The sequence below is a fragment of the Xanthomonas sp. NCPPB 3569 genome, assembly GCF_041475645.2.
Lineage (GTDB): Bacteria > Pseudomonadota > Gammaproteobacteria > Xanthomonadales > Xanthomonadaceae > Xanthomonas > Xanthomonas phaseoli.
Window position 1 is genome coordinate 4,146,970 of the sequence record NZ_CM192969.1, and the last position, 22,862, is coordinate 4,169,831.

Consider the following 22,862-nt stretch of genomic DNA (forward strand, 5'->3'; position numbering starts at 1 on the left):
CGTCAGTTGATCCCATGGCCGGCAGGTCCCGGGCATGGGCATGCGCTCGACTGGACACGCCGAGTCTAGGTACCAGCCCTCGTGCCAGGATGCAGTTGATCGTGCTTGGATTGTCGCCTTGCGTCAGCGCGCGCAAGTACCGGGGCGCGGCTACTGCAGCGCGGCGTTGCGCCGTGCTTGGCGACCGTTATGCTCGCGCCATGACCTCGATCCCTTCGCCTCGCGTTGCGCGCACCCCTGCACTGGTGGGCTGGCGGCTGCTGGCGCTGTGCTACGACGCCTGGCCGGTGCTGGCGCTGTCGATGCTGATCTCCACCGTGTTCACGCTGGGCTTTACGCTTGCCGGGCACCCCGCGCGCGAAAACATCGCGCCTTTCAGCGGCTGGCAGTGGCTGTTGTGGCTGTGCTGCTGGATCGCCGCAGGCCTCTACGCCACCGTGAGCTGGCGACGCGGCGGACAGACGCTGGGCATGCGCCCCTGGCGGCTGCGCTTGATCGACCCACAGGCGTCATGGCATGCGCTGTGGATCCGCTATGCCGTCGGCACCTTGTCGCTGGCGCTGGGCGGGCTGGGATTCTGGTGGGCGTGGCTGGACCGCGACCGGCTGACCTGGCACGACCGTGCGAGCGGGACCCGGCTGCAGCGTATTGCCAAGACATTGAAGTGATCAGGTCGGCAGTCCACGACCTGCATCTCGCCGATCCCGCTTGTTCGATGCATGCGGACTGCACCTGGAGTGCGACGGGGCTGGCGGCGGCAACCCAGCCAAGCTGCGGCTTATTGAGCGCCCAACAAAAGGCGCGCAATCAACCACTGAACTGCATGCCCAAACGCATACAGCACCGCTAAAAATGGCGGAACCAACAAAACATAACTTGTCGCCCAAGGCATGTTGGTTAACCAGGCATCCGCGTGGAGAGCATCCAGCGCGATCAGCTGAGGCGTCAGCGGCAGTTGCAGAAGAACGAAGTAGCCCTTGGGATCGCCTTGTGCACTAAGCGCTCCCCACACGCACAACGCAGTCGCCGCCAGATACAGCAGGCAGAGCGCCACTCCCACCACGCTCACCCGCCGCATGCGCTCAGCTGCTACGCCTGCGGAACAACCACGCCGACACGCCCAGCATCACCATGGGCGGCAGCGCATAGGCAATGCGGTAATCGAGCTTGAGGGCGCCGGCCATGCGGCCGAAGAACAGCTGCAGCAGCCAGAAACCCAGCGCAAACAGAATGCCAAGGAACAGGCGCTTGCCCAGGCCGCCGCTGCGCAGCGAGCCGAACGAGAACGGGATTGCCGCCATGCACAGCGCCAGCACATTGAGCGGATAGAACCACCGGCTCCAGTACTGATCTTCGTAATCGCGCGCGTCCAATCCATTGCGGCGACGGTATTCGATGCTCTGCTCCAGCTCGTGCGCGGAAAGATTGCGCGGCTTGGCCAGGCCAGCGGCCAGCGCGGCAGGGTTCAGTTGCGTTTGCCACGGCAATTCGGGGAAGGTCTCGCGCTGCACCGAGCGTTCCTGGAAGGTGTCGCGACGGACCTGACGCAGGGTCCAACGGCCGTCGCGGTGTTCGGCCACCGAGGCGTAGGTCAATTGCTGCATCCTGCCGCTGGGATCGAGGTGGTAGAGCCGCACATCGTGCAGATCCAGCGCGGTGCCACCGCCATCGAGCAGCTTCTCTTCGCCACTCAAGGCATTGAGGAAGGTGTCGCCCTCGCGTGCCCACAGCCCGGCGTAGCGCGAAGACGCCATATCGCTGTTGAAGCGGGCACTGGCCTTGAGCGTGTCGGCCTGGTTCTGTGCCCACGGCCCGATGGTTTCGCCACTGATCACCATGCTGGCGGTCAGCAGCGCCATCGCTGCGACCACCGAGGCAGACATGCGTTTGCGCGACACGCCCAGCGCACGCAGCGCCGTCAGCTCGGAGGTGGCGGCCAACTGGCCCAGCCCCATCAGCGCGCCAATCACCGCGGCCGTCGGGAACAAGGTATAGGCCCGGCGCGGCACGGTGTAGGCCACGTACGCCACCGCGTGCCCGAAGGTGTAGCTGCCCTGCCCGATGTTCTTGGCTTCGCTGGCGAAGGCGTTGACCAGATCCAGCCCCAGCAGCACCGCCCAGGTCAGCAGCACGGTAAACAACACCACGCGACCGACGTACCAATCGTGGACCCGCGGCGTCAGCTTCATGCGCGCGCCCTCGGCCGACGCACGCGGCCATCGCGCGCATACGCCCACACCGCCACTGCCAGCAGCGGCAGCGTCAACCACCACAGGCCCAGCGCCGCCGGAGTCTTGCCGTTGGCGATCCACTGGGTGCCGACGATCATCAGATTGGTGCCCACCATGTAGGCCAGAAACGCCAGCATGATTCGGCCATAACGCTGTTGCCGCGGTGCGCTGCGCGACAGCGGCAAGGTCAGCAAGGCAAACGCCAGGGCCAACAACGGCGGCGCCAGGCGCTCATGCAGCTGCGCGCGCGCGGCAGGACGCTCGTCGGACAGCAACTGGGTGGTCCACATCACTTCCGGATCGTTGGCATCGTGCACGCGGGTGCGGTCGGGCAAGGCGATATCGCTGCTGGCGAACTTCATCAAGCGATAGTCCAGGGTCGCGCCGCTTGCCGGGCCTTCCGTGCGGTAGCCATCGTCCAGGCGCAGGTAACGGTCGGTCTTGCCCTCGAAGAACATCGCGCCGCGGTCGGCAGTGACCACATCAATGCGGTCATTCTGCTGGCGCTGCATGAAGACCTTGCCCAGGCCCTTGCCGTCGGCAGAGATCGTCTGCAGGTAGACCACCCCACCGCCGGACAACGGCGTGAACTGGCCCGACTCCAGGCCGGCCATCAGCACGCTGCGGTTGGCATCTTCCAGCATCGCCTCGGCAGTGCGGCTCGCCCAGGGGCCCAGCCACAGCGAGCACAACCCGATGACCACCACCACCGGCACCACCAGCATCAGCATCGGCCGCAGCATGCGCCGGGGGCCGACGCCAATGGCGGTAATGACGGCCATTTCTGAATCGCGGTACAGCCTGGCCAGTGCCAGCAACAGGCCAAGCATCAACGCCAGCGGCAGGATAATGGGCAGATACGCCACGAATTGCAGCCCCACCTGCGACAGCAGCAAGCGCGCCGGGATGCGGCCGTCGGCGATATTGCCGAGGATATCCACCAGCACACCGCCAACGCTGACGACCAGCAGCACGATCAAGGTGGCCAGGAAGCTCTGGGTGAAATCGCTAAGCAGGTATCGATCGAGCTTCGGCATGGGGTGGGCTTGTTTTAAACTCTCGGATTCGTTCGCGGCGCCGCCAGCCTAGTCCGGTTGGCGTAAACAGCCCGCGATTGTACGGATTTGCCTACGGAATCTGATCAATGGCCCTGCAATTCACCCTGAACCAAGACGCGCCGGCAAGCGCTGCCGTCGACTGCATCGTGGTTGGCGTGTTCGCCGACAAGACCCTTTCGCCCGCTGCCCAGGCGCTGGACAGCGCCAGTCAGGGCCGCTTGACGGCCTTGGTCGCGCGCGGCGATGTGGCCAGCAAGACCGGCAGCACCACGCTGCTGCACGACCTGCCCGGCGTCACCGCGCCGCGCGTGCTGGTGGTCGGCCTGGGCGAAGCCGGCAAGTTCGGCGTGGCGCCCTATCTCAAGGCCGTCGGCGATGCGACCCGCGCGCTGAAGACCGGCGCGGTCGGCACCGCCCTGCTCACCCTGACCGAACTCACCGTCAAGGCCCGCGATGCCGCCTGGAACATCCGCCAGGCGGTGACCGTCAGCGACCACGCCGCCTACCGCTACACCGCCACGCTGGGCAAGAAGAAGGTGGACGAGACCGGCTTGACCACCCTGGCCATCGCCGGCGACGACACCCGCGCGCTCGCCGTGGGCGTGGCCACTGCCGAAGGCGTGGAGTTCGCCCGCGAGCTGGGCAACCTGCCGCCGAACTACTGCACCCCGGCCTACCTGGCCGAGACCGCCGCGGCCTTCGCCGGCAAGTTCCCGGGTGCCGAGGCCGAGACCCTGGACGAGGCGCAGATGGACGCGCTGGGCATGGGCTCGCTGCTGTCGGTGGCACGCGGCTCGGCCAACCGCCCGCGCCTGATCGTGCTGAAGTGGAACGGCGGCGGCGACGCGCGCCCGTATGTGCTGGTCGGCAAGGGCATCACCTTCGATACCGGCGGCGTCAACCTCAAGACGCAGGGCGGCATCGAGGAAATGAAGTACGACATGTGCGGTGGCGCCAACGTCATCGGCACCTTCGTGGCCACGGTCAAGGCCGAGCTGCCGATCAACCTGGTGGTGGTGGTGCCGGCGGTCGAGAACGCCATCGACGGCAACGCCTATCGCCCCTCCGACGTGATCACCAGCATGTCCGGCAAGACCATCGAAGTCGGCAATACCGACGCCGAAGGCCGCCTGATCCTGTGCGATGCACTGACCTACGCCGAGCGCTTCAATCCCGAAGCGCTGGTGGACGTGGCCACGCTGACCGGCGCCTGCATGGTGGCGCTGGGTCACCAGACCGCCGGGCTGATGAGCAAGCACGACGACCTGGCCAACGAGCTGCTGGCCGCCGGCGAGCACGTGTTCGACCGCGCCTGGCGCCTGCCGCTGTGGGACGAATACCAGGGCCTGCTGGATTCCACCTTCGCCGACGTCTACAACATCGGCGGCCGCTGGGGCGGCGCGATCACCGCCGGCTGCTTCCTGTCGCGCTTCACCGAAAACCAGCGTTGGGCGCACCTGGACATCGCCGGCGTGGCCAGCGACGAGGGCAAGCGCGGCATGGCCACCGGCCGCCCGGTCGGCCTGCTGACCCAGTGGTTGCTGGATCGCGCGGCCTGATGTCGCCGCGCGCTGCACTGGCGCTCATCGCTGGCTTCTCCGTCGTGAACGGAGCCGCCAGCGCAGTGCCGGGCTGGACCAGCCCCGGCATCGATCTGCTCTGGATCGTCGTGCAGCTTTTGCTGTTGTTTGTGTGGCTGGCGGCCGACAGCCGCCAGCTCGGCTACCGCCGACCGGCCTGGATGAATATCGGCATCGTGGCCTTGGCCGTGCTGTTCCTGCCGGTGTACCTGTACCGTTCGCGCCCACCCGGGCGCCGCTTGCGCGCATTCGGCGGCCTGCTGTTGGCCGTGTTCGGCTGCGCGGCCCTGTTCGCGGCCGCCGGCATGACCACCGAAGTGTTGCTCTCCTCCCGCCTTGTGACTGCCTGATGCCCCGTGCCGACTTCTACCTGATCGCCAAGCCGCGCTTCCTCAACGAACCGCTGCGGCTGGTCTGCGAGCTGGCGCGCAAGGCCAACGACGCCAACCTGCCCACCTTGATCCTGGCCCGCGATGCGGAGCAGGCCGAGGCGCTGGACGACCTGCTGTGGGCGTTCGACGACGAGGCCTATATCCCGCACCAGATCGCCGGCACCGATGAGGAAGACGAACTGGCACCGGTGCTGATCGCCTCGCCGGAGTTCGATGCCCCCTCGCGCCCGCTGGTGATCAACCTGCGCGACGACCCCTACCTGGGCGCCTGCGACCGCGTACTGGAAGTGGTGCCGGCCGACCCCGCTGCCCGCGAACCGCTGCGCGAACGCTGGAAGCAGTACAAGGCCCTGGGCCTGGAACTGACCAAGTACGACATGTGAATCGGGAATCGAGAATGGGGAATGGGGAGTCGAAACTTGGCTCCCTCCCACCAGACCGTCACCGATCAGCACTCCCGCTCTACCCATTCCCTATTCCCGACTCCCCATTCCCTGCCTTATGACCACCCTCGCCTCCAGCTACGACCCCTCTTCCTTCGAATCGCGCCTGTACGCGCAGTGGGAGGCGGCCGGTTATTTCGCACCGTCCGGCAAGGGTGAGCCGTACACCGTGTTGCTGCCGCCGCCGAACGTGACCGGCACGCTGCACATGGGCCATGCGTTCCAACAGACGCTGATGGATGCGCTGGTGCGCTATCACCGCATGCGCGGCTTCGACACGCTGTGGCAGGTGGGCACCGACCACGCCGGCATCGCCACCGAGATGGTGGTGTCGCGCAACCTGGCGCTGGAAGGCAAGTGCGAAACGCGCGACTCGCTGGGGCGCGAGGGCTTCATCGCCAAGGTGTGGGAGTGGAAGGCCGAATCCGGCGACACTATCGAGCGCCAGATGCGCCGGCTGGGCACGTCCAGCGACTGGTCGCGCAGCACCTTCACCATGGACCCGCAGCCGTCGGCCGCGGTCAACGAGGCGTTCGTGCGCTGGTACGAGCAGGGCCTGATCTACCGTGGCCAGCGCCTGGTCAACTGGGACCCGGTGCTGAAGACCGCGATCTCCGATCTGGAAGTGGAAAACGTCGAAGAAGACGGCTTCCTGTGGTCGATCCGCTACCCGCTGGCCGATGGCGTGACCTACGAACACGTCGAGCACGATGCCGACGGCAACGAGACCCTGCGCGAAACCCGCGATTACCTGGTGGTGGCCACCACGCGCCCGGAAACCATGCTGGGCGACACCGCGGTGATGGTGCACCCGGACGATGCGCGCTACGCCACGCTGCACAGCGCCCGCATCGTGCTGCCGCTGACCGGCCGGCAAGTGCCGGTGATCACCGACGATTATGTGGACCGCGCGTTCGGCACCGGCGTGGTTAAGGTCACGCCGGCGCACGATTTCAACGATTACCAGGTGGGTGTGCGGCACTCGCTGCCGATGATCAACCTGTTCACCGTCACCGCAACCCTCAACGACGAAGCACCGGAGCGCTATCGCGGCCTGGATCGCTACGACGCACGCAAGCTGGTGCTGTCCGAACTGGAAGACCTCGGCCTATTGGTGGAAACCAAGCCGCACAAGCTGCAGGTGCCGCGCGGCGATCGCACCGGCCAGGTGATCGAGCCCTACCTCACCGACCAGTGGTTCGTGAAGATGGATGCGCTGGCAAAGCGCGGGCTTGAGCTGGTCGAAAGCGGCCAGATCAAGTTCGTGCCGCCGAACTGGATCAACACCTATCGCCACTGGATGGAAAACATCCAGGATTGGTGCATCAGCCGGCAGCTGTGGTGGGGCCATCGCATTCCGGCGTGGTTCGACGAGGCCGGCAAGTGCTACGTCGGCCACGACGAAGCCGAGGTGCGCGCCAAGCACGGTTTAGGCGCGGGCGTCGCCCTGCATCAGGACAGCGACGTGCTGGAAACCTGGTTCTCCTCGCAGCTGTGGCCGTTTTCCACGCTGGGCTGGCCGGATGCGCAGGCGATGGCTGAGCGCGGTTTCGCGCGTTATCTGCCGTCGTCGGTCTTGGTGACGGGCTTCGACATCATCTTCTTCTGGGTGGCGCGCATGATCATGGCCACCGACAGCTTCACCGGCCAGGTGCCGTTCCGCGATGTCTACATCACCGGCCTGATTCGCGATGCGCAAGGCCAGAAGATGTCCAAGTCCAAGGGCAACGTGCTCGATCCGCTGGACATCATCGACGGCATCAGCATCGAGGACCTGGTAGCCAAGCGCACCCATGGCTTGATGCAGCCGCGCATGGCAGAAAAGATCGAAAAAGCCACGCGCCGTGAATTCCCGGACGGCATCATCGCCCACGGTGCAGACGCGCTGCGCTTCACCATCGCCGCGCTCGCCACGCATGGCCGCGACATCAAGTTCGATCTGGGCCGCGCCGAGGGCTACAAGAACTTCTGCAACAAGCTGTGGAACGCCACGCGCTTTGCGCTGATGAACACCGAAGGCGCGCGCTTTAGCGGCGTGCCGCAGCCGCGTACCGAAGCGGAGAAGTGGATCCTGGCGCGCCTGGACAAGGCCACCGCAGAAACCCACGTGCATTACGCCAACTATCGCTTCGACCTGCTCGCGCAGTCGCTATACGAATTCGCCTGGAACGCGTTCTGCGACTGGTTCGTGGAGCTGGCCAAGCCGGCGCTCAACGGTCAGGACACCGACGCGGCCGCCAGCACGCGCCACACGCTGCTGTATGTGCTGGAGTCGTTGCTGCGCCTGTTGCACCCGCTCACCCCGTTCGTCACCGAGGAATTGTGGCAGCAGGTCGCGCCGCGCCTGGGCATCACCACCGCCACGATTTCGTTGCAGAGCTTCCCGCAGGTTGGTGATGTCGATACCAGCGGCTATGCAACCGCCGAAGCCGATGTCGAATGGCTCAAGTCGATGGTGTCGGCACTGCGCCGCGTGCGCAGCGAATTGAACGTGCCGCCGTCCAAGCAGGTGCGCCTGCTGCTGCAAGCCGGCACTGCCGAGGACCGCCCGCGCGTTGCCCGTTTCGCCTCGCAGCTATCGTTCCTGCTCAAGCTGGAAACCATCGACTGGCTGGACGCCGGCCAGGACACACCGCCGTCGGCCGCGGCCATCGTTGGCGAACTCACGTTGCTGGTGCCACTGGAAGGCCTGGTCGACATGGATGCCGAACGCAACCGCCTGGACAAGGAAATCAAGCGCGTGGAAGGCGAGATCGCCAAGTGCAACGGCAAACTCGGCAGCGCCACCTTCGTGCAGAACGCACCGGCCGCGGTGGTCGAACAGGAACGTGCGCGCTTGAACGACTGGACCACGCAACTGACCGGCTTGCGCGAGCAGCGCGCGAAGATCTGAGCCAGGCGGTCAGTCGAGCGCGCTGCAGTCATGCGGGCGCCCTCAGTGCCTGGCATCTCATCCGACTTGCCTGCCGTCGCGCGTTGCGAGGGCTTGGCGATCTTCAAGCCTGGTGTGTCGATTGCGCGGTGCCCTCACCGCTCGCCGGACACCCCGTGACCCCATCCCTGGGGGGCTCGTTGGCGGCATCCATGCCGCCAACGGGTCCGCAATCGGTGACGACACCGCACTAGAAAGTCAGTCGGTGGCTTTCCAAAAGGCTCTACCGGGGCTCGCCCTGATTGGGAAGCTGACACGCCGCGCAGCCATTCCAACAATACCCGTCGTGCCCCGTTTGCAAACTTGCAAACCGACCATCTCGACTGGTCCTTGCCCTCCCCCCATCGAGGGACCCTTGGCGGCATGGATGCCGCCAAGGAGCTTACAAGGACGTACTTGCAGCGTGTCCCGCGATGGTGGGCTGGCAAGGGCCCTGCAGTGAGGCAAGAGCCCCAACGCCTTGCAACCGACTCACGCGCCCACCAACCAGATCAAGTGCGGTTGAACTAGAACTTCAAATCCACACGCGCATACCAGAAGCGTCCGCCAGGGATGTCGTAGGTGGATGCGTCGTAGCCATTGAGGGAGCACGACAAGCAGATCGGCGGATCCTTGTCGAACACGTTGTTCACGCCGGCCGTGAGTTGCAGGCCCTTGAGCCAATCGATGCGATAGCCCACCTGCGCATCGTGATAGGTGATTGCATCCAGGCGGTTGGTTCCCGCCGACGGATCCGAACACACCGCAAACTCCACCGCATCACCGCACTGCTCGGTCAGTTTGGAAATGTGCCGCGCAGTCCACGAAGCCGTCCAGTTGCCCAGCGACCAATCCAGTACCGCGTTGCTGGTCCACTCCGGAATTGCGCTGTCCACCACCTCGATGCCCGGCCCTTGCGGCTGTCGCTGCCCCGCCGCACCCAGCGCCTCGTAGCGGCCCACCAAGGTGTTCTGCCACGAAAGTTTGAAGCGCCCGAATGCGGTTTGCGGCAAGGTCCAGAACAGATCCACGTCCCAACCGTCGGTCTTGATCGAGCCCAGGTTGGTCAAGCGGTTGTTGAAGGCGTTGATGCCGCCGGTGGACGCCCGCCCGATGCCATTGCAGTACAACGCATCCAGCGTATCCACGCACAGATCCAGCTGCGTTTGCGCATTGATCGCCTGGATCGCACCATCCACATGATGGCGATAGAAGGTCACCTCCAGATCGAGGCGGTCGGACCAGCTGGCATCGCTCGCAAATCCCGGGCTGAAGACGAAACCCGCACTGAAACTGCGCGAACGCTCCGGATCCAGCTGCTCGTTGCCGCCGGTGGTGACCGAGATCTGCTGGTTGGCCTGCTGGTAGCCGGCAGGCACGCCGAGCGCGGCGCAATTGGCCGCACTGCCGCGCGGCGCAGTGCCGCCCAGACCGATCGAGCACGGGTCCGACAACTGCAGGTCCGCACGCGCCGCCGAACCGAACAACTCGCCGATGGTGGGCGCGCGGAAGCCTTCCGCATAGCTGGTGCGCAACACGAACTCATCGGTGACCTGCCAGCGCAGACCGTATTTCGGCGTGAACTCGCCACCGAATGTCGAATAGTCCGAATAACGCCCGGCGATATTCAGATCGAGTTTGTCGCCCAATGCCGAGTTGGCGAAGATCGGAATATTGAGTTCGAGATAAGCCTCGTTGACGTCGTAGCTGCCCGAGGTCGGCAACGAGGGCACGCCGTTGTAACGCCCGGCTACCGTGAGCGGATCGGGCTGATAGGCGCCTTCGTACTTGCGGTATTCGTAACCGCCGGCGAACGACACCGCACCGCCGGGCAACTGGAACAACTCGCTGCTGAGGTTGGCGGTGAACAGGCTCAATTCGTTCTGGCTGCGGTCGCGCACCACCGGCTGGATCCAGCGCAACATCTCCGGCGTGATGCTGCCGGCACCGCTGAAGATATCCAGCGGCACGCAGCCCGCCACGGCCGCGCAGGCAGCCGGGTCGCCCAACGCCAGGTTGATGTTGTAGAGGTTGTAGCTGCCGTAGTTGGTCTGCTCGGCCTTGTTCTTGCTGTACATGCCGTTGACGTCCCAGAACCAGGTCCGCCCTGCGCCTTCGAACGTGCCGACCAGCCCGGTGCCGAAATATTGGGTATCGACCTGTTGCTCGTAGCGCCGCGGCCCGCCTTCCACCGGCCTGCGACCGATCTGGATCAGATTGGTGGCCGAATCCAGATCGAATCCGAACGGGTTGAACGGATTGAGCGCGGAGATCACGATGTTGTCGGCCAGCGGGTTGCCGGTACCGGCATCGGGCCCGAGGAAGATGGGCTCCGGTGCGGCCTGGTTGGTCGATTCGCGCCGGTTGCCCAACGCCTTGACGTACCACTGCACGTCGTCGTTGAAGTAATAGCGGAACTGCGCAAACACGCCCTTGCGCTCGGACGGCGTCAGCAACAGGTTCTGCTCGGCAAAGTTGTAGCGGTCTGCGGTGCCGAAGCAGTGATAGTCGTCGCTGCGCGTGCAACCGCCGCTGCCATCGTATTGCGGTGTACCGACGCCGGCATTGGGCGTGAGGTTCTGGCGTACGCCGGTGTTGGGATCGACGAACTGGAAGCGGCCATCCGGCGTAGCCGAGCTGGCGAAGGTCAGCCCGGTGCCAGGAATCGGGAAGCGTGCCTGCGCACGATCACGCGCATAGATCGGATCCTGCTTGACATAGCTGGCGCCCAAGAACAGGCTGAAATTCTCTCCGCTGGTGCCCCAGGCCAGGTCCATGCCCTGGTTGGCGCCATCGCCCTTGCCGTACTGCCCGTAGTTGAGCGTGACCTGCGCACCGTCGAACGTGCGACGGGTGATGATGTTGACCACACCGGCAATGGCATCCGAGCCATACAGCGACGAGGCGCCGTCTTCGAGCACTTCGATGCGCTCGACGATCGCCAGCGGAATGGTGTTGAGATCGGTCGACGAGCCCACGCCGGACGCAGAGGATTCGTTGACCCAGCGAATGCCATCCACCAGCACCAGCACACGCTTGGAACCGAGATGGCGCAGATCCACCTGCGCCGAGCCGGCGCCCACGCCGCTGCCATCGGGCGGAAAACCGAAGTTGCCGGAGGAATTGAACTTGGCATTGAGCGCCGAACCGGACGCGGTGAGTTCCTGCAGGACCTCGCCGATGGAGGTCAGGCCGGTGCGTTCGATATCGGCGCGATTGAGCGTCTGGATCGGTACCTGGCCCTGCAATTCGGCGGTTTTGATACGTGTGCCGGTGACCTGCACGCTGTCGAGCGTACGCGTGCTCGACGCGGCTTCGGGCTGTTGCGCCCAGGCGAGTGTGGGAATCAGACACAACGACAACTGCACGGCCAGGCATGACCGACGGGGGCCAATCAGACGCTTCATCCTTTCTCTCTCCAGAAGGATTCTTGAGTGTCCGCACGCCCCCGTGCCCTGCGGTCCTCCCCAATTCTTAAACGAAACATTAACGCGCCGCAACTGGCGGTGCAGCAGCCAACGGCGCAGCAGCGGTGGTGACGCGGTGTTGTCTGCACATACCTGCGTGCTCGGCCCATCACGCGTGCTACCGAAAGTGGCCTTCCCATCACGCGCGAGCGACGCGCATTCACTCAGGTGCTCAGGCGTGCTTGGGTATCATCGCGCCATGACTTATGCCCCCCGACTTGCCACTATTTTCATCGGCCTGCTGTGCCTTGGCAGCACCGCATTGCACGCGCAAACCCTCGACCCACAACTGACTGCCATGCGCGATGCCATCGCGGCCGCAGAGCGCGGCCAGACCGATGCCGGCCAGCTCGCTGCGTTGAGCCGCCATCCGCTGTATGGATGGCTGGAATTTGCCACGCTCAAGCGCACGATCGACACCGTCTCCAATGCCCAGGCGCAAGCATTCTTGCAGCGTTACGCCGGCCAGCCCGTGGCTGAAAGCTTCCGCAGCACCTGGTTGCCGGCGTTGGCACGTCGGCAAGACTGGAACGCGCTGCTGGCCAACTGGAAGCCCACCGACAACGTCGGCCTGCGCTGCGCACAACTGACTGCGCGCCAGGCCACCGGCAAGGCCGATGCACAGTGGAGCCGCGATGCGCTGACGCTGTGGCGCAACGGTAAGGCGCTGCCCGACGCCTGCGATGCAGTGGTTGCCGGGCTGGAATCGCGCGGCGAACTCACGCCGGCGCTGCGCTGGGAACGCGTGGAAGCCGCTGCCGATGCACAACTGCCTGCGGTGATGCGCACCGCCGCGCGTGGGCTGCCGGCGGCCGATCTGACGCTGGCCATCGATTACGCTGCCTTTCTCGACAAGGTCCACCCGCGCGCACTAGGTTGGCCCAAGACCGAGCGCAGCCGCCGCATCGCCGTTGACGGACTGGCCAAGCTGGCCAAGAGCGATCCCGACGCCGCCGAACAGCAGCTACCGCAACTTGCCAGTGCGCTCGGCTTCAGCGAAGCGCAGCGTGGGCAGGTGCTGTACCAGATCGCGTTGTGGACCGTCGCCTCTTATCTGCCGGATTCGGCGCGGCGACTCAATGCCGTACCGGAAGCGTCCTACGACGAGCGCCTGCACGAATGGCGTGCACGCGAGGCGATGTCGCGCGGCGACTGGCCGGCGGCGTTGGCCGCAATTCGCAGGATGCCGGCGAGCCAACGCAGCGACTCGCGGTGGCAGTACTTCGAAGCCCGCCTGGCCGAAAAGACCGGCGCCGCTGCAGCCGCCCAGCCGCTGTATCGCGCCGCCGCGCAATCGCCGACCTTCCACGGATTCCTGGCCGCCGACCGCCTGCAGCAGCCTTACCGGCTGTGCCCCTGGGAGCCCAACGACAGCGCGCAGGCGAAGGCTGCTGTTGCGCGCGACCCGGCCTTGGTCCGCGCAATCGCCCTATTTCAGATCGACCGCCCCGGTTGGGCCGTGGCCGAATGGAACGATGCCGCCACCCGCTTCGACGACACCCAGCGCCGTCTGGCAGTGGAAGTTGCCAGCGACAACGGCTGGTTCGACCGTGCGGTATTCGCGCTCGGCAAGCAGCCGGACGAACAACGCCTCTACTCGTTGCGTTTCCCGCTGCACCACGACGACAGCATTCGCCGCGAGGCCGCCAAGAATGCAATCGACCCCGCCTGGGTGGCTGCGGAAATTCGTGCCGAAAGCATCTTCAATCCGCGCGCGCGCTCGCCGGCCAACGCAATGGGCCTGATGCAGGTGTTGCCTGGCACTGGCGCGGCCGTCGCCAAGGGGATCGCTCTGCCCGGCTATGCAGGCGCCAGCAGCCTCTATGAGCCGGCCACCAACATCGCCATCGGCACGGCGTACCTGCGCCAGCTGCTCAACACCTACGGGCTGCCCTATCTCACCATTGCCGCCTATAACGCAGGTCCCGGCCCCACCGGACGCTGGCAGTCGCAGCGGCCGAATTTCGAGCCGGATTTCTGGATCGAAACCATCAGCTACAAGGAAACCCGCGACTATGTCGCGCGCGTGTTGGCCTTCAGCGTGATCTACGACTGGCGCCTCAACGGCGACATGCTGCCGCTGAGCGACCGGCTCATGGGCAAGCTGGTGGACAAGCGTTTGAAGCCGGTCTGTACCCCGGGCCAGGCAGCCAATAACGCCGCGCAGGATTGAGCGATGCCAGAAGACCTGCACGGTTGCAGGGCCTTGGCGAGTGCGCGGCGCCGTCATTGCGTACAGAACCTGACGCAGCACGGATGCCGCGCGGGTACCGGCAGGGATGTACCTGCAGCACGTCCAGCAGCCATGGATAGGCATGGATAGGTAAGGGTGCTGCAAGCAGCTCCCATCCGCGCGTTGCAACGCCGCATCTCCGCCAGGCGACATCCACCTCCACCTGAAACGCACAACGCCCGCATCACTGCGGGCGTTGTGCAACTGCGTGCAGCGCTGCATGAGAGCCTGCAACCGGTGGCGGTTAGAGCTTGCCGGCGCCTGCCTTGGCCTTGACGTCTGCAGCGACCTTGTCGGCCGAGAGCAGGTTGTAGGTATACGGCGGTGTCCAGCCGATGTTGGTGTTCCACGAGCACGACAGCGCCTTGCCATTGAGCAGCGAACCCTGATCGCGATACACGCTGCCACCGTAGTCGGCAGCGATCTTGTCGCAGCTACTCACGCCGCTGATCTCGAACACGTTGCGCTCGGAGAAGATCTTCGACTCCTTGCCCACGCCATGCGCGTAGGAGAACGGGTAGACCGTATTGCTGGTGCTGCCGACGTGGTAGTTGTTGTACAGATGCACCTGACCGAAGCGCACGCGCGGAGCGCGCGCAGAAATGTTTTCGAACAGGGTGTTGTGAATGGTGACCTTGAGCTTGCCGCTGTCGGTGCTGGAGGCGCTGTCGCTGGAGCCAATCAGGTTGTTCTTCTCGTGCGACTTGAAGGCCGAATACGAGACGGTAACGAAATTGGCGCCTTTCTTGATGTCCATTGCGCCGTCGTGATGCTGTTTGGGACGGCCATTTGCGGTGCCGTTCTGATCGTCGGTACGACGGCCATCGGTGAAGGTGACATGGTCCACCCACACGTTGCTGGCGCCTTCCACGGTCAGGCCGTCGTACTCCGCATTCCAGTTGCCGGCACTGCCATCATCCGGATCCCAGACCGGCTCCGGGTCCCAGGGATTTTCGATCGTGATATTGCGGATGATGACGTCGTTGGCCTTGACGTACAGATAGCCCTCGCGAATTTCCGCGTTGCTGGTGATGCCGATCAGCGTGGTCTTGGTGGGCACGTCCAGACGCGCGCGCGTCTTCATGTCCGAGGTCTTGGTGTACGGCTTGCCTTCGCTGATATCGATGATGCCGCTGACCTTGATGATGCGTCCATTGCTACCGACGCTTGCGCTCAATGCAGCTTTCAACTCGGCAGCATTCTTGACGGTGTAGATATTGGCGGCAGCTGCCTTGGAGCCGCCCTTGGTGCCGCCGTTCTGGGTTGCCCAACCCGTGGTTGCAACCTCCAACGCCGCATCGGCATAGGCAACGCCGGTGAGCAGCAACGACCCAACGAACAGCGACGCGGCGGCCGCCGTCGAAAATTTCGGCTTCATCTTGATCTCTCCCTCAGATGGGTTCGATGCGCCGCGCCGCGGCGCACCCCTGGTCCAGCAGACTCGGAACGTATTATTCAGCTGTGGAATATTCCATTCCGCGGATCCGATACTAGGAGCATTGCAACCGCTTGTATCTAGACGTTTTTCGGATATGCATGCGTAATCACGCAAACGCTTGCGAGACAAAAAATAAGAGACAAAACGCTTCGATCAGGACACGCAGAGACAACGCAAGGACACTGCAACGCAGCAAGATTGCGTGTCACGCCATGCGGGATGCCACGCGAGAATGCGGGCCACCATTCAAATACCGGTATTTCTTGGCGCGCTAGTCGTTGCAATCCATTGCCGCGCTGCGGCATTCGACATAAATCGCCGCCCACATCCGACCGGAGCAACGCATAAGCGCCTATCGGTCCGTGGCGAAACATTCGCCACCTCGCAGGCGGACGTATCTGCCCGCATCCTGTGCGAAGCGCAAATTTATCGCTGCGCTGCTACCGGCGTTTCGCGTGACCGCGATGGAATCGATTGCACAGGCGCAGCATCGTGTTGACGCCACGCGTCTTGATGCGCCTGGGTCAGCGTTGCCATCGATCGATCCCGACTGCCGCTTCGCTGGAGACCTCATCAAGCCGCTCGGCAGTGCGCAAGACACGCCCGTTGGGCAAGCGTGATACCGCACGGCCCATGCGCAGATGCGCCATGCAGTCGCTCAGCGCAAGCATCGAATCGAAAAACTATCAGCGCCGGCATCCAGCGCAACGACCGCGCAGCGCAGCGATACCAACCAGCCGCATCCTCAACGACGAGTGCGTGCGCTTACGAAAATCCTTCGAAGAACAACTCGATCGCCATCACCAACGCGTCTTCGCGCCCGGTGTGGGATGGGTAGTAGCGCGGACGCCGGCCGATTTCGTTGAAACCTTCGGAGTGGTACAGCGCAATCGCCGACGGATTGGACGGGCGCACCTCCAGAAACGCCCGCCGCGCACCGCGATCGCAGGCGCCCTTGATCAGCGCGCGCAGCAACACGCGACCGTAGCCTTGCGATTGCGCCTCCGGTGCGATGCAGACGTTGAGCACGTGCGCCTCGTCGGCGGCGATGCTGATCACGCCATAGCCAATGACCCGGCCGCCCTGCTCCATCACCCAGCCCGGATACCCCGCCTGCAGGCAGTCGCGGAAGATGTTGCGCGTCCACGGAAACGGATAGGCGCGCAGCTCGATCTCCATCACCGCATCCAGGTCGCTCTCGCGCATGGCGCGCAGCGAGGTGGGTTGCGGCACGTTCAATGCGCTCACGCCGGGTCCCGGCGCCGACGCAGCGCGCGCAGCTGCGGCCACAGCGCACGCTTGGCGGCCGGATTGCCGCGCAGTTCCGCCAGCGGCCAGGAGGCCATCAAGGCCTGGGTCGCAGGATCGCCCGGATTGCAGCCGGACGCGCGCAGCAAGGCCATCTGCAGGCGATCCGGCATGCCGACACGGCTGCGCCGTTGCGGCGCCGACACTGGCGCAGCGCTGGGCGCGCGGGGCGCTTCGGCCGGTGCCGCCGGTGCAGTGCGCCGCGCAACGGGCGCATTGGCCGTCGCAGCTTGCGGCGCACGCTCCACACGTGCCGGTGCAGCCATGGGCGCGCGCTCGGCAACCTCGACAGGCGCGGGCAACGCGTCGACCGCATCGCGGTCCAGATACACGGTGTGCCCCAGCGCCTGCAGATACGACACCTGCAGATCGGACCACATCGGCTCGCTCATCGAGTCGCTCACGAAAACCGGCTCATGGCAGCTCGGGCACGCGCCGCCAGCGTCGCCACAGCCACATCAACGGGCCAGACAAGGCGTACAGAACCCCGATCACCAGCAGCGAGCGCGCCAGATCGATCACCAGCAGCGCAATCACCACCGTGGCGATCGCAAGTGCCAGGAACGGCACGCGGTCGGCACGCGGACCACGCGCGCCGCCCTTGAAGCTCCAGAAGCGGATCCGGCTGACCATCAGCAACGCCGACACCACCGTGACGGCCAGCGCCACATAGCGCAGCTGCTCGCCATCGAAGCCCAGGCTGTCGTCGGCAAAGGCCCAAACGAAGGACATCATCAGGCCAGCCGCCGCCGGGCTGGCCAGACCGATGAACCAGCGTTTGTCGACCACGCCGACCTGGGTGTTGAAACGCGCCAGCCGCAGCGCCGCGCAGGCCGCATACAGAAAGGCAGCCGACCAACCGACCCGGCCCATCACGCTACTATCGTACTTCAACGCCGACAGCGACCAGTGGTACATCACCAGCGCGGGCGCCATGCCGAAGCTGACCAGGTCGGCCAGCGAGTCGTACTGCACACCGAATTCGCTGCTGGTATTGGTCAGACGCGCCACCCTGCCATCCAGCCCGTCCATCACCGCAGCCACGAACACCGCCATGGCGGCCTGGACGAACTGCCCATTGGCCGCGGCGATGATGGCGTAGAAACCGGAAAACAGCCCGGCGGTGGTGAACAGGTTCGGCAGCAGGTAAATCGTGCGCGAGCGCGGGGGCGGTCTCATCTCATCCATCCGCCAAGTGTAGGGCCTGAGGTCTGTCCGGCGGTAGCGCGCTTGCTGGTTCAGCACCCTGCGCGCCCATCACTTGCCAGGGCCCGCTGCGGATGCTGCAATCGCGACGGGAATCATCCAGGGGAAGCCACATGCAGCTGTCGTCCGGGCTTTGCGCCCTATTGATGCTGGTCAGCGCCGCCGCCGGCGCGACCGATCTTTATAAGTGGAAGGACGCCAAGGGCGTGACCCACTACACCGAAACCCCGCCACCCACCGGCCAGCGCTATGAAGCGCGCCGCATCGACGCGCGCAGCGGCACCGCGGCCATTGCTGCAGCAGAGACAGCCGCGCCCGAATCGGCCGACTGCCTCACCGCGCGTCGCAATCTGGAACTGCTCAGCGGCAAGGGAGAGGTTTCCATGGCGGCCGGCGCCGATGGCAAGCCTGGCGCCGTGTTGGACCAGGAAGCCCGTGCGACCCAGAGGAACCTGGCCGACGCTGCCGTCAAGGCCTATTGCAAGCCGGCCGCCCCGGGCGGCCCGGCCACCTGAGCGGGATCGGGGCACGGCACAGCGGCAAGCGCCTGCCGGCCTGCGGGATGACGTGCACGAAGCGTGTCATGCCGCCGGCCTCTGTCGCGCTCACCCGCTGATATGCCGGCGGTAGGCGCCTCGAACCGCTTGGAGTCGCGCCGGCTAGAAACGAGAGCCGACGACTCGCACGGCTGTCAGGCACGCCGGGGTTGCTGCCCTCCAGCTGCCCAGGTTGGCATCGGCCACTCGTCCAGCCCAAATTTCAGCGCATTCCCCTTCCCCTGGCAACGCATTCGCGACCGCGGGCCAGCCACCTGAGAGCCGCTGCCCAGCGGCCTACCTGGCCGGCGACACCCGGCAACGCGCGCCTGGCGATGACCGGCAGGGCGCGAGACTGGCAAACTAGCGGCTTTCCGCCCAAGCGAAGCCCGATGCGTCTTTCCCAGTTCCACCTGCACACCACCAAGGAAACCCCGGCCGACGCCGAGCTGGTCAGCCACCGTCTGATGCTGCGCGCGGGCATGATCCGCAAGCTGGCCTCCGGGCTGTATACCTGGTCGCCGCTGGGCCTGCGCGTGTTGCGCAAGGTCGAAGCCATCGTGCGCGAAGAGATGAACCGCGCCGGCGCAGTGGAAGTGCTGTTTCCCACCATCCAGCCGCGCGAGCTGTGGGACGCCACCGGGCGTTGGGAAAAGTTCGGCGGGCAGCTGCTCAAGATCAAGGACCGCAAGGAACAGGAGTTCTGCTACAGCCCCACCGCCGAAGAGGCCGCGGCCGAATTCGCGCGCCAGGAAATCAACAGCTACAAGCAGCTGCCGCTGAATTTCTATCAGATCCAGACCAAATTCCGCGATGAGATCCGCCCGCGCTTCGGGGTGATGCGTGCGCGCGAGTTCCTGATGAAGGACGCGTACTCGTTCCATCTCACCGACGAGGACATGGCACGCGAATACGACAACATGCGTGCCGCCTACACACGCATCTTCACCCGCCTGGGACTGGATTTCCGCGCCGTGCAGGCCGATTCGGGCGCCATCGGCGGCGACGCATCGCAGGAATTCCACGTCATCGCCGACTCCGGCGAAGACTCGCTGGCGTTCTCCACTGGCTCCGATTACGCAGCCAACGTGGAAACCGCCAGTGCGGCACCGCCGGCCCCACGCGCCGCGGCCAGCGAGCCGATGCAGCAGGTGGCAACGCCCACCCAGAAGACCTGCGAAGACGTGGCCCAGTTGCTCGGCATCGCGCTGCAGCGCACCGTCAAGTCGGTGGCGGTGATGACCCAGGCCGGCTTCGTGCTGGTACTGGTGCGTGGCGATCACGCGGTCAACGAGATCAAGCTGGCCAAGGTGCCCGGGCTGGCCGATTACCGCCTGGCCAACGAAAGCGAGATCCGCGACCACCTCGGCTGCGAGCCGGGCTTCCTGGGCCCGGTCAATACCGCGCGCCCGGTACGCGTGGTGGCCGACCGCGATGTCGCCGCCCTGGCCGATTTCGTGGTCGGCGCGAATGTGTCCGGCGCGCACCTGGTCGGCGTCAACTGGGGCCGCGATCTGCCCGAACCGCAGACCGTGGCCGATGTGCGCAACGTGGTCGAAGGCGAACGCGCGGCCGATGGCGGCGAACTGCGCCTGGCTCGCGGCATCGAGGTGGGCCATGTGTTCCAGCTCGGCAGCCAGTATGCGCAGGCGCTGCAAGCCACGGTCATCGACGAAGGCGGCAAGGCGACGGTGATGAAGATGGGCTGCTACGGCATCGGCATTTCGCGCATCGTGGCCGCGGCGATCGAACAGAACCATGACGATGCCGGCATCATCTGGCCCGCGCCGATGGCGCCGTGGCAGGTGGTGGTCTGCGTGATCAATCCCAAGCAGGACCCGCAGGTGCTCGTTGCCGCCCAGGCCTTGCTGGACGAATTGCTTGCCGCCGGCCTGGATGCCGCCCTGGACGACCGCGGACTGCGCCCGGGCGCGATGTTCGCCGATATGGAACTGCTGGGCATTCCGCATCGGGTGGTGGTCTCGGAGCGTGGATTGGCGGCTGGCACATTTGAATATCGCGCCCGTACCGCCGATGCAGCGGAAAACCTGGATAAAGCCGGGTTATTCTCCCGCCTGGCGCCTTGATCAAACCCCGGGTATCGGCTTCCAATGGATGAACACAAAGCGCCGAATTATTTCGGCGCATTTGTCACACCGGTTTTCTCACTTTATGATGGCCACCGCTGCCATGGACCGGCATTCTTTTTCTCTCATCTTCCGGAGCAGTGATGTCGATCGATCTCAGTGGCCTGTCGGCCAAGCAGTTGAGCGCCCTGATCAAAAATGCAAAGAAGCAGCAGACCGTGGTTGCCAAGCGCGCGCCGATCGCCAAGGTCCGCACGCAGCTGACCCGCGCTGCAAAAGCCCAGGGTTATTCCATCGAAGAATTGTTTGGCGCTTCTGCCAGTGCCGGTCCGGGCCGTCCGGCCGGTGCCGGCAAGCCGGGTCCGCGTGCCGGCCGCAAGCTGGGCAAGGTGCCGCCGAAGTATCGCAACCCCGCCAACGCCCAGGAAACCTGGACCGGCCGTGGCAAGCAGCCGCGCTGGCTGGCCGAGTTGACTGCCGCCGGCAAGAAGGTGGAAGACTTCCTGATCAGCAAGGTCGGCGGTGCGAAAAAGGCGACCGCAAAGAATGCTTCGCCACGCAAGGCCGTCACCAAGCGCGCCACCAAGAAGTCCAAGGCTGCCTGATTCAAACCAATAAAAACGCCGGCCATGCCGGCGTTTTTATTGCGCGGTGTTTCCCCTTATAAATTCTTGCGGGCAGGAATGAGCAGATTGCCAAACAGCAATCCGGCCATCAATGCCATGACAATATTTGTCACTGCCAAGAGTGCGGCTTGTCCGACGCTGACATCCTGTTGCTGCACCAAGGTCAGAAAGCCACGCAAACTGACGCTCCCGGGAACCAGCATGATGATGCCGGGCAACCGGATCAGCGCGCCGGGCTTGTGCACCACGCGCCCGAATAAATTTCCCGCAGCGGTCAATGCCATCGCCGAGGCGAATACCCCGGCCGGGCCGCCCCAGGCATGTCCTGCATAACGCGCGATGACATAACCTGACATGGCCGCCGCCATGATCCATAAATAATCACGTCGATTGGCCTTGAACAACACCGCGAACGCATAAGCGGCCACTACCAGCGAGGCCCATTCCACCCAGCCGGCCTGCGGCCGCAGCGCGGCCACCTGGGGATGCAGGCCAACCAGCTGGGTCAGGGTCACCGCAATGACCGCACCCACGGTCAGCTTGAGCACCGTGGTCACCGCACCGGCCAGACGCGCGGTGCCGGAGACCCAATGCTGGCTGGCCAGCTCGTTGAACGCATTGGTCAATGACATGCCCGGCAGCAGCACCACCAGCGAGGCGATGATCACCGTATTGAGGTTCAACGGCCCCAGCAGCGAGGCCACCAGCGCCGCCACCACCCCGGCCAGCAGGCCGGCCAACGCCTCGCCGGCTTCCTTGGTGGCAGCGCGCTTGTCGGTGTACTGGGTGAGCAGGCCGATTGACATGCCGATCGCCCCGGCCGTGGCGATATCCAGCCACGGCAGCTTCCACAGCCCGGCCACGCCGGCAGCGGCCAGCCCGAACGCCAGCACCTGCAGGGTCTTGCCGCGCCGGTCCACCTCGCGGTCCAGCCGGCGCAATGCGGTGTGTCCTTGCGCGATGCTCATGCGCCCGTTGGCCACGCTGTCGGCCACATAATCGGCCACGCTGAGCTTGTAGAGATCGTTTTCGCCCGGCGCCAGGCGAATCACCCGCGTGATATCGCTGGAGCCAATCGCCTTGGTGGGGTCGCTGAAGCTCAGGATGATGCCGGTGGGGTTGGACCAGGGCTCGCAGTCCAGGCCCAGCTTCTGCGACAACCCCACCACGGCTGCTTCCAGCCGCTGCGCGGTGGTGCCATAGGAATGCAGGCGCCCGGCGATTTCGGACACGAAGGCGACGCGTTGGGCGTAGGTAGCGCTGGCGGACGGGAGGACAACGGTGGCAGCGGACATGCGTGGCGGGTCGGATCGGAGAAACGCCGTGTCCGGCGAGGCAGCCAGTGT

General features: G+C 65.1%; 18 protein-coding genes. 9 read left to right on the top strand and 9 right to left on the bottom strand.

Translation table 11 applies throughout. The features are described from left to right. Positions 1–200 precede the first annotated feature (200 nt). The gene (locus ACCQ03_RS17755; RefSeq protein ID WP_057678019.1) at positions 201–668 is read left to right on the top strand and encodes an RDD family protein; all 468 of its coding nucleotides are present in this window, start codon (positions 201–203) and stop codon (positions 666–668) included. Between the two features lie 110 nt (positions 669–778). Here the strand turns inward: ACCQ03_RS17755 and ACCQ03_RS17760 are convergent, their stop codons facing one another. Genes ACCQ03_RS17760 through lptF form a run of 3 tightly spaced genes read right to left on the bottom strand, consistent with a single transcriptional unit; the run spans position 779 to position 3,268 of the window. Continuing rightward, on the bottom strand, positions 779–1,078 hold the full coding sequence (locus ACCQ03_RS17760) for a hypothetical protein (protein ID WP_057678020.1): 300 nt from the start codon (positions 1,076–1,078) through the stop codon (positions 779–781). A gap of 4 nt (positions 1,079–1,082) precedes the next feature. Then, the gene (lptG, locus tag ACCQ03_RS17765; protein ID WP_033473963.1) at positions 1,083–2,189 is read right to left on the bottom strand and encodes an LPS export ABC transporter permease LptG; all 1,107 of its coding nucleotides are present in this window, start codon (positions 2,187–2,189) and stop codon (positions 1,083–1,085) included. Then, a complete protein-coding gene (lptF, locus tag ACCQ03_RS17770; RefSeq protein WP_007970560.1) occupies positions 2,186–3,268 on the bottom strand; it encodes an LPS export ABC transporter permease LptF in 1,083 nt (360 codons plus the stop codon). Before lptF ends, lptG begins: the two co-directional genes overlap by 4 nt. A 107-nt stretch (positions 3,269–3,375) precedes the next feature. Here lptF and ACCQ03_RS17775 point away from each other — a divergent pair, with 107 nt between their 5' ends. From ACCQ03_RS17775 to ACCQ03_RS17790, 4 genes are all read left to right on the top strand, one after another. Then, positions 3,376–4,848: a leucyl aminopeptidase gene (locus tag ACCQ03_RS17775; protein WP_057678021.1), complete on the top strand. Its 1,473-nt coding sequence runs from the start codon at positions 3,376–3,378 to the stop codon at positions 4,846–4,848. After that, a complete protein-coding gene (locus ACCQ03_RS17780) occupies positions 4,848–5,219 on the top strand; it encodes a hypothetical protein (RefSeq protein ID WP_057678022.1) in 372 nt (123 codons plus the stop codon). The genes ACCQ03_RS17775 and ACCQ03_RS17780 overlap by 1 nt, the downstream gene beginning before the upstream one ends. Beyond that, on the top strand, positions 5,219–5,644 hold the full coding sequence (locus ACCQ03_RS17785) for a DNA polymerase III subunit chi (protein WP_057678023.1): 426 nt from the start codon (positions 5,219–5,221) through the stop codon (positions 5,642–5,644). Before ACCQ03_RS17780 ends, ACCQ03_RS17785 begins: the two co-directional genes overlap by 1 nt. Before the next feature lie 118 nt (positions 5,645–5,762). Further along, positions 5,763–8,597, top strand: coding sequence for a valine--tRNA ligase (locus ACCQ03_RS17790; protein ID WP_057678024.1), 2,835 nt, complete (start codon positions 5,763–5,765; stop codon positions 8,595–8,597). A gap of 545 nt (positions 8,598–9,142) precedes the next feature. Here the strand turns inward: ACCQ03_RS17790 and ACCQ03_RS17795 are convergent. Continuing rightward, positions 9,143–12,022 (bottom strand): TonB-dependent receptor, encoded by a 2,880-nt coding sequence (locus ACCQ03_RS17795; RefSeq protein WP_209226808.1) that lies wholly within the window; start codon positions 12,020–12,022, stop codon positions 9,143–9,145. A 259-nt stretch (positions 12,023–12,281) separates the two neighbouring features. On the opposite strand from ACCQ03_RS17795, the gene ACCQ03_RS17800 reads away from it, so the two are divergent. Then, positions 12,282–14,255 carry a lytic murein transglycosylase gene (locus tag ACCQ03_RS17800; protein WP_057678026.1) on the top strand — a complete coding sequence of 658 codons (1,974 nt, stop codon included), beginning with the start codon at positions 12,282–12,284 and terminating at the stop codon, positions 14,253–14,255. A gap of 304 nt (positions 14,256–14,559) precedes the next feature. Here ACCQ03_RS17800 and ACCQ03_RS17805 read toward each other — a convergent pair whose 3' ends face one another. From ACCQ03_RS17805 to pssA, 4 genes are all read right to left on the bottom strand, one after another. Continuing rightward, positions 14,560–15,693 carry a pectate lyase family protein gene (locus ACCQ03_RS17805; RefSeq protein ID WP_017157652.1) on the bottom strand — a complete coding sequence of 378 codons (1,134 nt, stop codon included), beginning with the start codon at positions 15,691–15,693 and terminating at the stop codon, positions 14,560–14,562. Positions 15,694–16,518: 825 nt separating this feature from the next. Next, on the bottom strand, positions 16,519–17,001 hold the full coding sequence (gene rimI / locus ACCQ03_RS17810; RefSeq protein WP_057678034.1) for a ribosomal protein S18-alanine N-acetyltransferase: 483 nt from the start codon (positions 16,999–17,001) through the stop codon (positions 16,519–16,521). Next, positions 16,998–17,453 carry a hypothetical protein gene (locus ACCQ03_RS17815; protein WP_057678028.1) on the bottom strand — a complete coding sequence of 152 codons (456 nt, stop codon included), beginning with the start codon at positions 17,451–17,453 and terminating at the stop codon, positions 16,998–17,000. Before ACCQ03_RS17815 ends, rimI begins: the two co-directional genes overlap by 4 nt. A 22-nt stretch (positions 17,454–17,475) precedes the next feature. After that, entirely contained in the window at positions 17,476–18,249 is a 774-nt protein-coding gene (gene pssA, locus ACCQ03_RS17820; protein ID WP_005913472.1) for a CDP-diacylglycerol--serine O-phosphatidyltransferase, read from the bottom strand. A gap of 131 nt (positions 18,250–18,380) precedes the next feature. Between pssA and ACCQ03_RS17825 the strand changes: the two genes are divergently transcribed. The 3 genes from ACCQ03_RS17825 (at position 18,381) to ACCQ03_RS17835 (ending at position 21,495) form a co-directional block, all read left to right on the top strand. Beyond that, positions 18,381–18,782, top strand: coding sequence for a DUF4124 domain-containing protein (locus ACCQ03_RS17825; RefSeq protein ID WP_008576986.1), 402 nt, complete (start codon positions 18,381–18,383; stop codon positions 18,780–18,782). A gap of 413 nt (positions 18,783–19,195) precedes the next feature. Continuing rightward, positions 19,196–20,890, top strand: coding sequence for a proline--tRNA ligase (locus tag ACCQ03_RS17830; RefSeq protein WP_150146916.1), 1,695 nt, complete (start codon positions 19,196–19,198; stop codon positions 20,888–20,890). 143 nt (positions 20,891–21,033) lie between these two features. Further along, positions 21,034–21,495 (top strand): H-NS histone family protein, encoded by a 462-nt coding sequence (locus ACCQ03_RS17835; protein ID WP_209226811.1) that lies wholly within the window; start codon positions 21,034–21,036, stop codon positions 21,493–21,495. A 56-nt stretch (positions 21,496–21,551) separates the two neighbouring features. Here the strand turns inward: ACCQ03_RS17835 and ACCQ03_RS17840 are convergent, their stop codons facing one another. After that, positions 21,552–22,811 (bottom strand): threonine/serine exporter family protein, encoded by a 1,260-nt coding sequence (locus ACCQ03_RS17840; RefSeq protein WP_017157645.1) that lies wholly within the window; start codon positions 22,809–22,811, stop codon positions 21,552–21,554. Positions 22,812–22,862: the final 51 nt, after the last annotated feature.

Excerpts from the sequence above, each read along its gene's own strand:
- ACCQ03_RS17755 (WP_057678019.1), top strand. The coding sequence starts at position 201 with ATGACCTCGATCCCTTCGCCTCGCGTTGCGCGCACCCCTGCACTGGTG.
- ACCQ03_RS17760 (WP_057678020.1), bottom strand. The coding sequence starts at position 1,078 with ATGCGGCGGGTGAGCGTGGTGGGAGTGGCGCTCTGCCTGCTGTATCTG.
- lptG (WP_033473963.1), bottom strand. The coding sequence starts at position 2,189 with ATGAAGCTGACGCCGCGGGTCCACGATTGGTACGTCGGTCGCGTGGTG.
- lptF (WP_007970560.1), bottom strand. The coding sequence starts at position 3,268 with ATGCCGAAGCTCGATCGATACCTGCTTAGCGATTTCACCCAGAGCTTC.
- ACCQ03_RS17775 (WP_057678021.1), top strand. The coding sequence starts at position 3,376 with ATGGCCCTGCAATTCACCCTGAACCAAGACGCGCCGGCAAGCGCTGCC.
- ACCQ03_RS17780 (WP_057678022.1), top strand. The coding sequence starts at position 4,848 with ATGTCGCCGCGCGCTGCACTGGCGCTCATCGCTGGCTTCTCCGTCGTG.
- ACCQ03_RS17785 (WP_057678023.1), top strand. The coding sequence starts at position 5,219 with ATGCCCCGTGCCGACTTCTACCTGATCGCCAAGCCGCGCTTCCTCAAC.
- ACCQ03_RS17790 (WP_057678024.1), top strand. The coding sequence starts at position 5,763 with ATGACCACCCTCGCCTCCAGCTACGACCCCTCTTCCTTCGAATCGCGC.
- ACCQ03_RS17795 (WP_209226808.1), bottom strand. The coding sequence starts at position 12,022 with ATGAAGCGTCTGATTGGCCCCCGTCGGTCATGCCTGGCCGTGCAGTTG.
- ACCQ03_RS17800 (WP_057678026.1), top strand. The coding sequence starts at position 12,282 with ATGACTTATGCCCCCCGACTTGCCACTATTTTCATCGGCCTGCTGTGC.
- ACCQ03_RS17805 (WP_017157652.1), bottom strand. The coding sequence starts at position 15,693 with ATGAAGCCGAAATTTTCGACGGCGGCCGCCGCGTCGCTGTTCGTTGGG.
- ACCQ03_RS17815 (WP_057678028.1), bottom strand. The coding sequence starts at position 17,453 with ATGAGCGAGCCGATGTGGTCCGATCTGCAGGTGTCGTATCTGCAGGCG.
- pssA (WP_005913472.1), bottom strand. The coding sequence starts at position 18,249 with ATGGATGAGATGAGACCGCCCCCGCGCTCGCGCACGATTTACCTGCTG.
- ACCQ03_RS17825 (WP_008576986.1), top strand. The coding sequence starts at position 18,381 with ATGCAGCTGTCGTCCGGGCTTTGCGCCCTATTGATGCTGGTCAGCGCC.
- ACCQ03_RS17830 (WP_150146916.1), top strand. The coding sequence starts at position 19,196 with ATGCGTCTTTCCCAGTTCCACCTGCACACCACCAAGGAAACCCCGGCC.
- ACCQ03_RS17835 (WP_209226811.1), top strand. The coding sequence starts at position 21,034 with ATGTCGATCGATCTCAGTGGCCTGTCGGCCAAGCAGTTGAGCGCCCTG.
- ACCQ03_RS17840 (WP_017157645.1), bottom strand. The coding sequence starts at position 22,811 with ATGTCCGCTGCCACCGTTGTCCTCCCGTCCGCCAGCGCTACCTACGCC.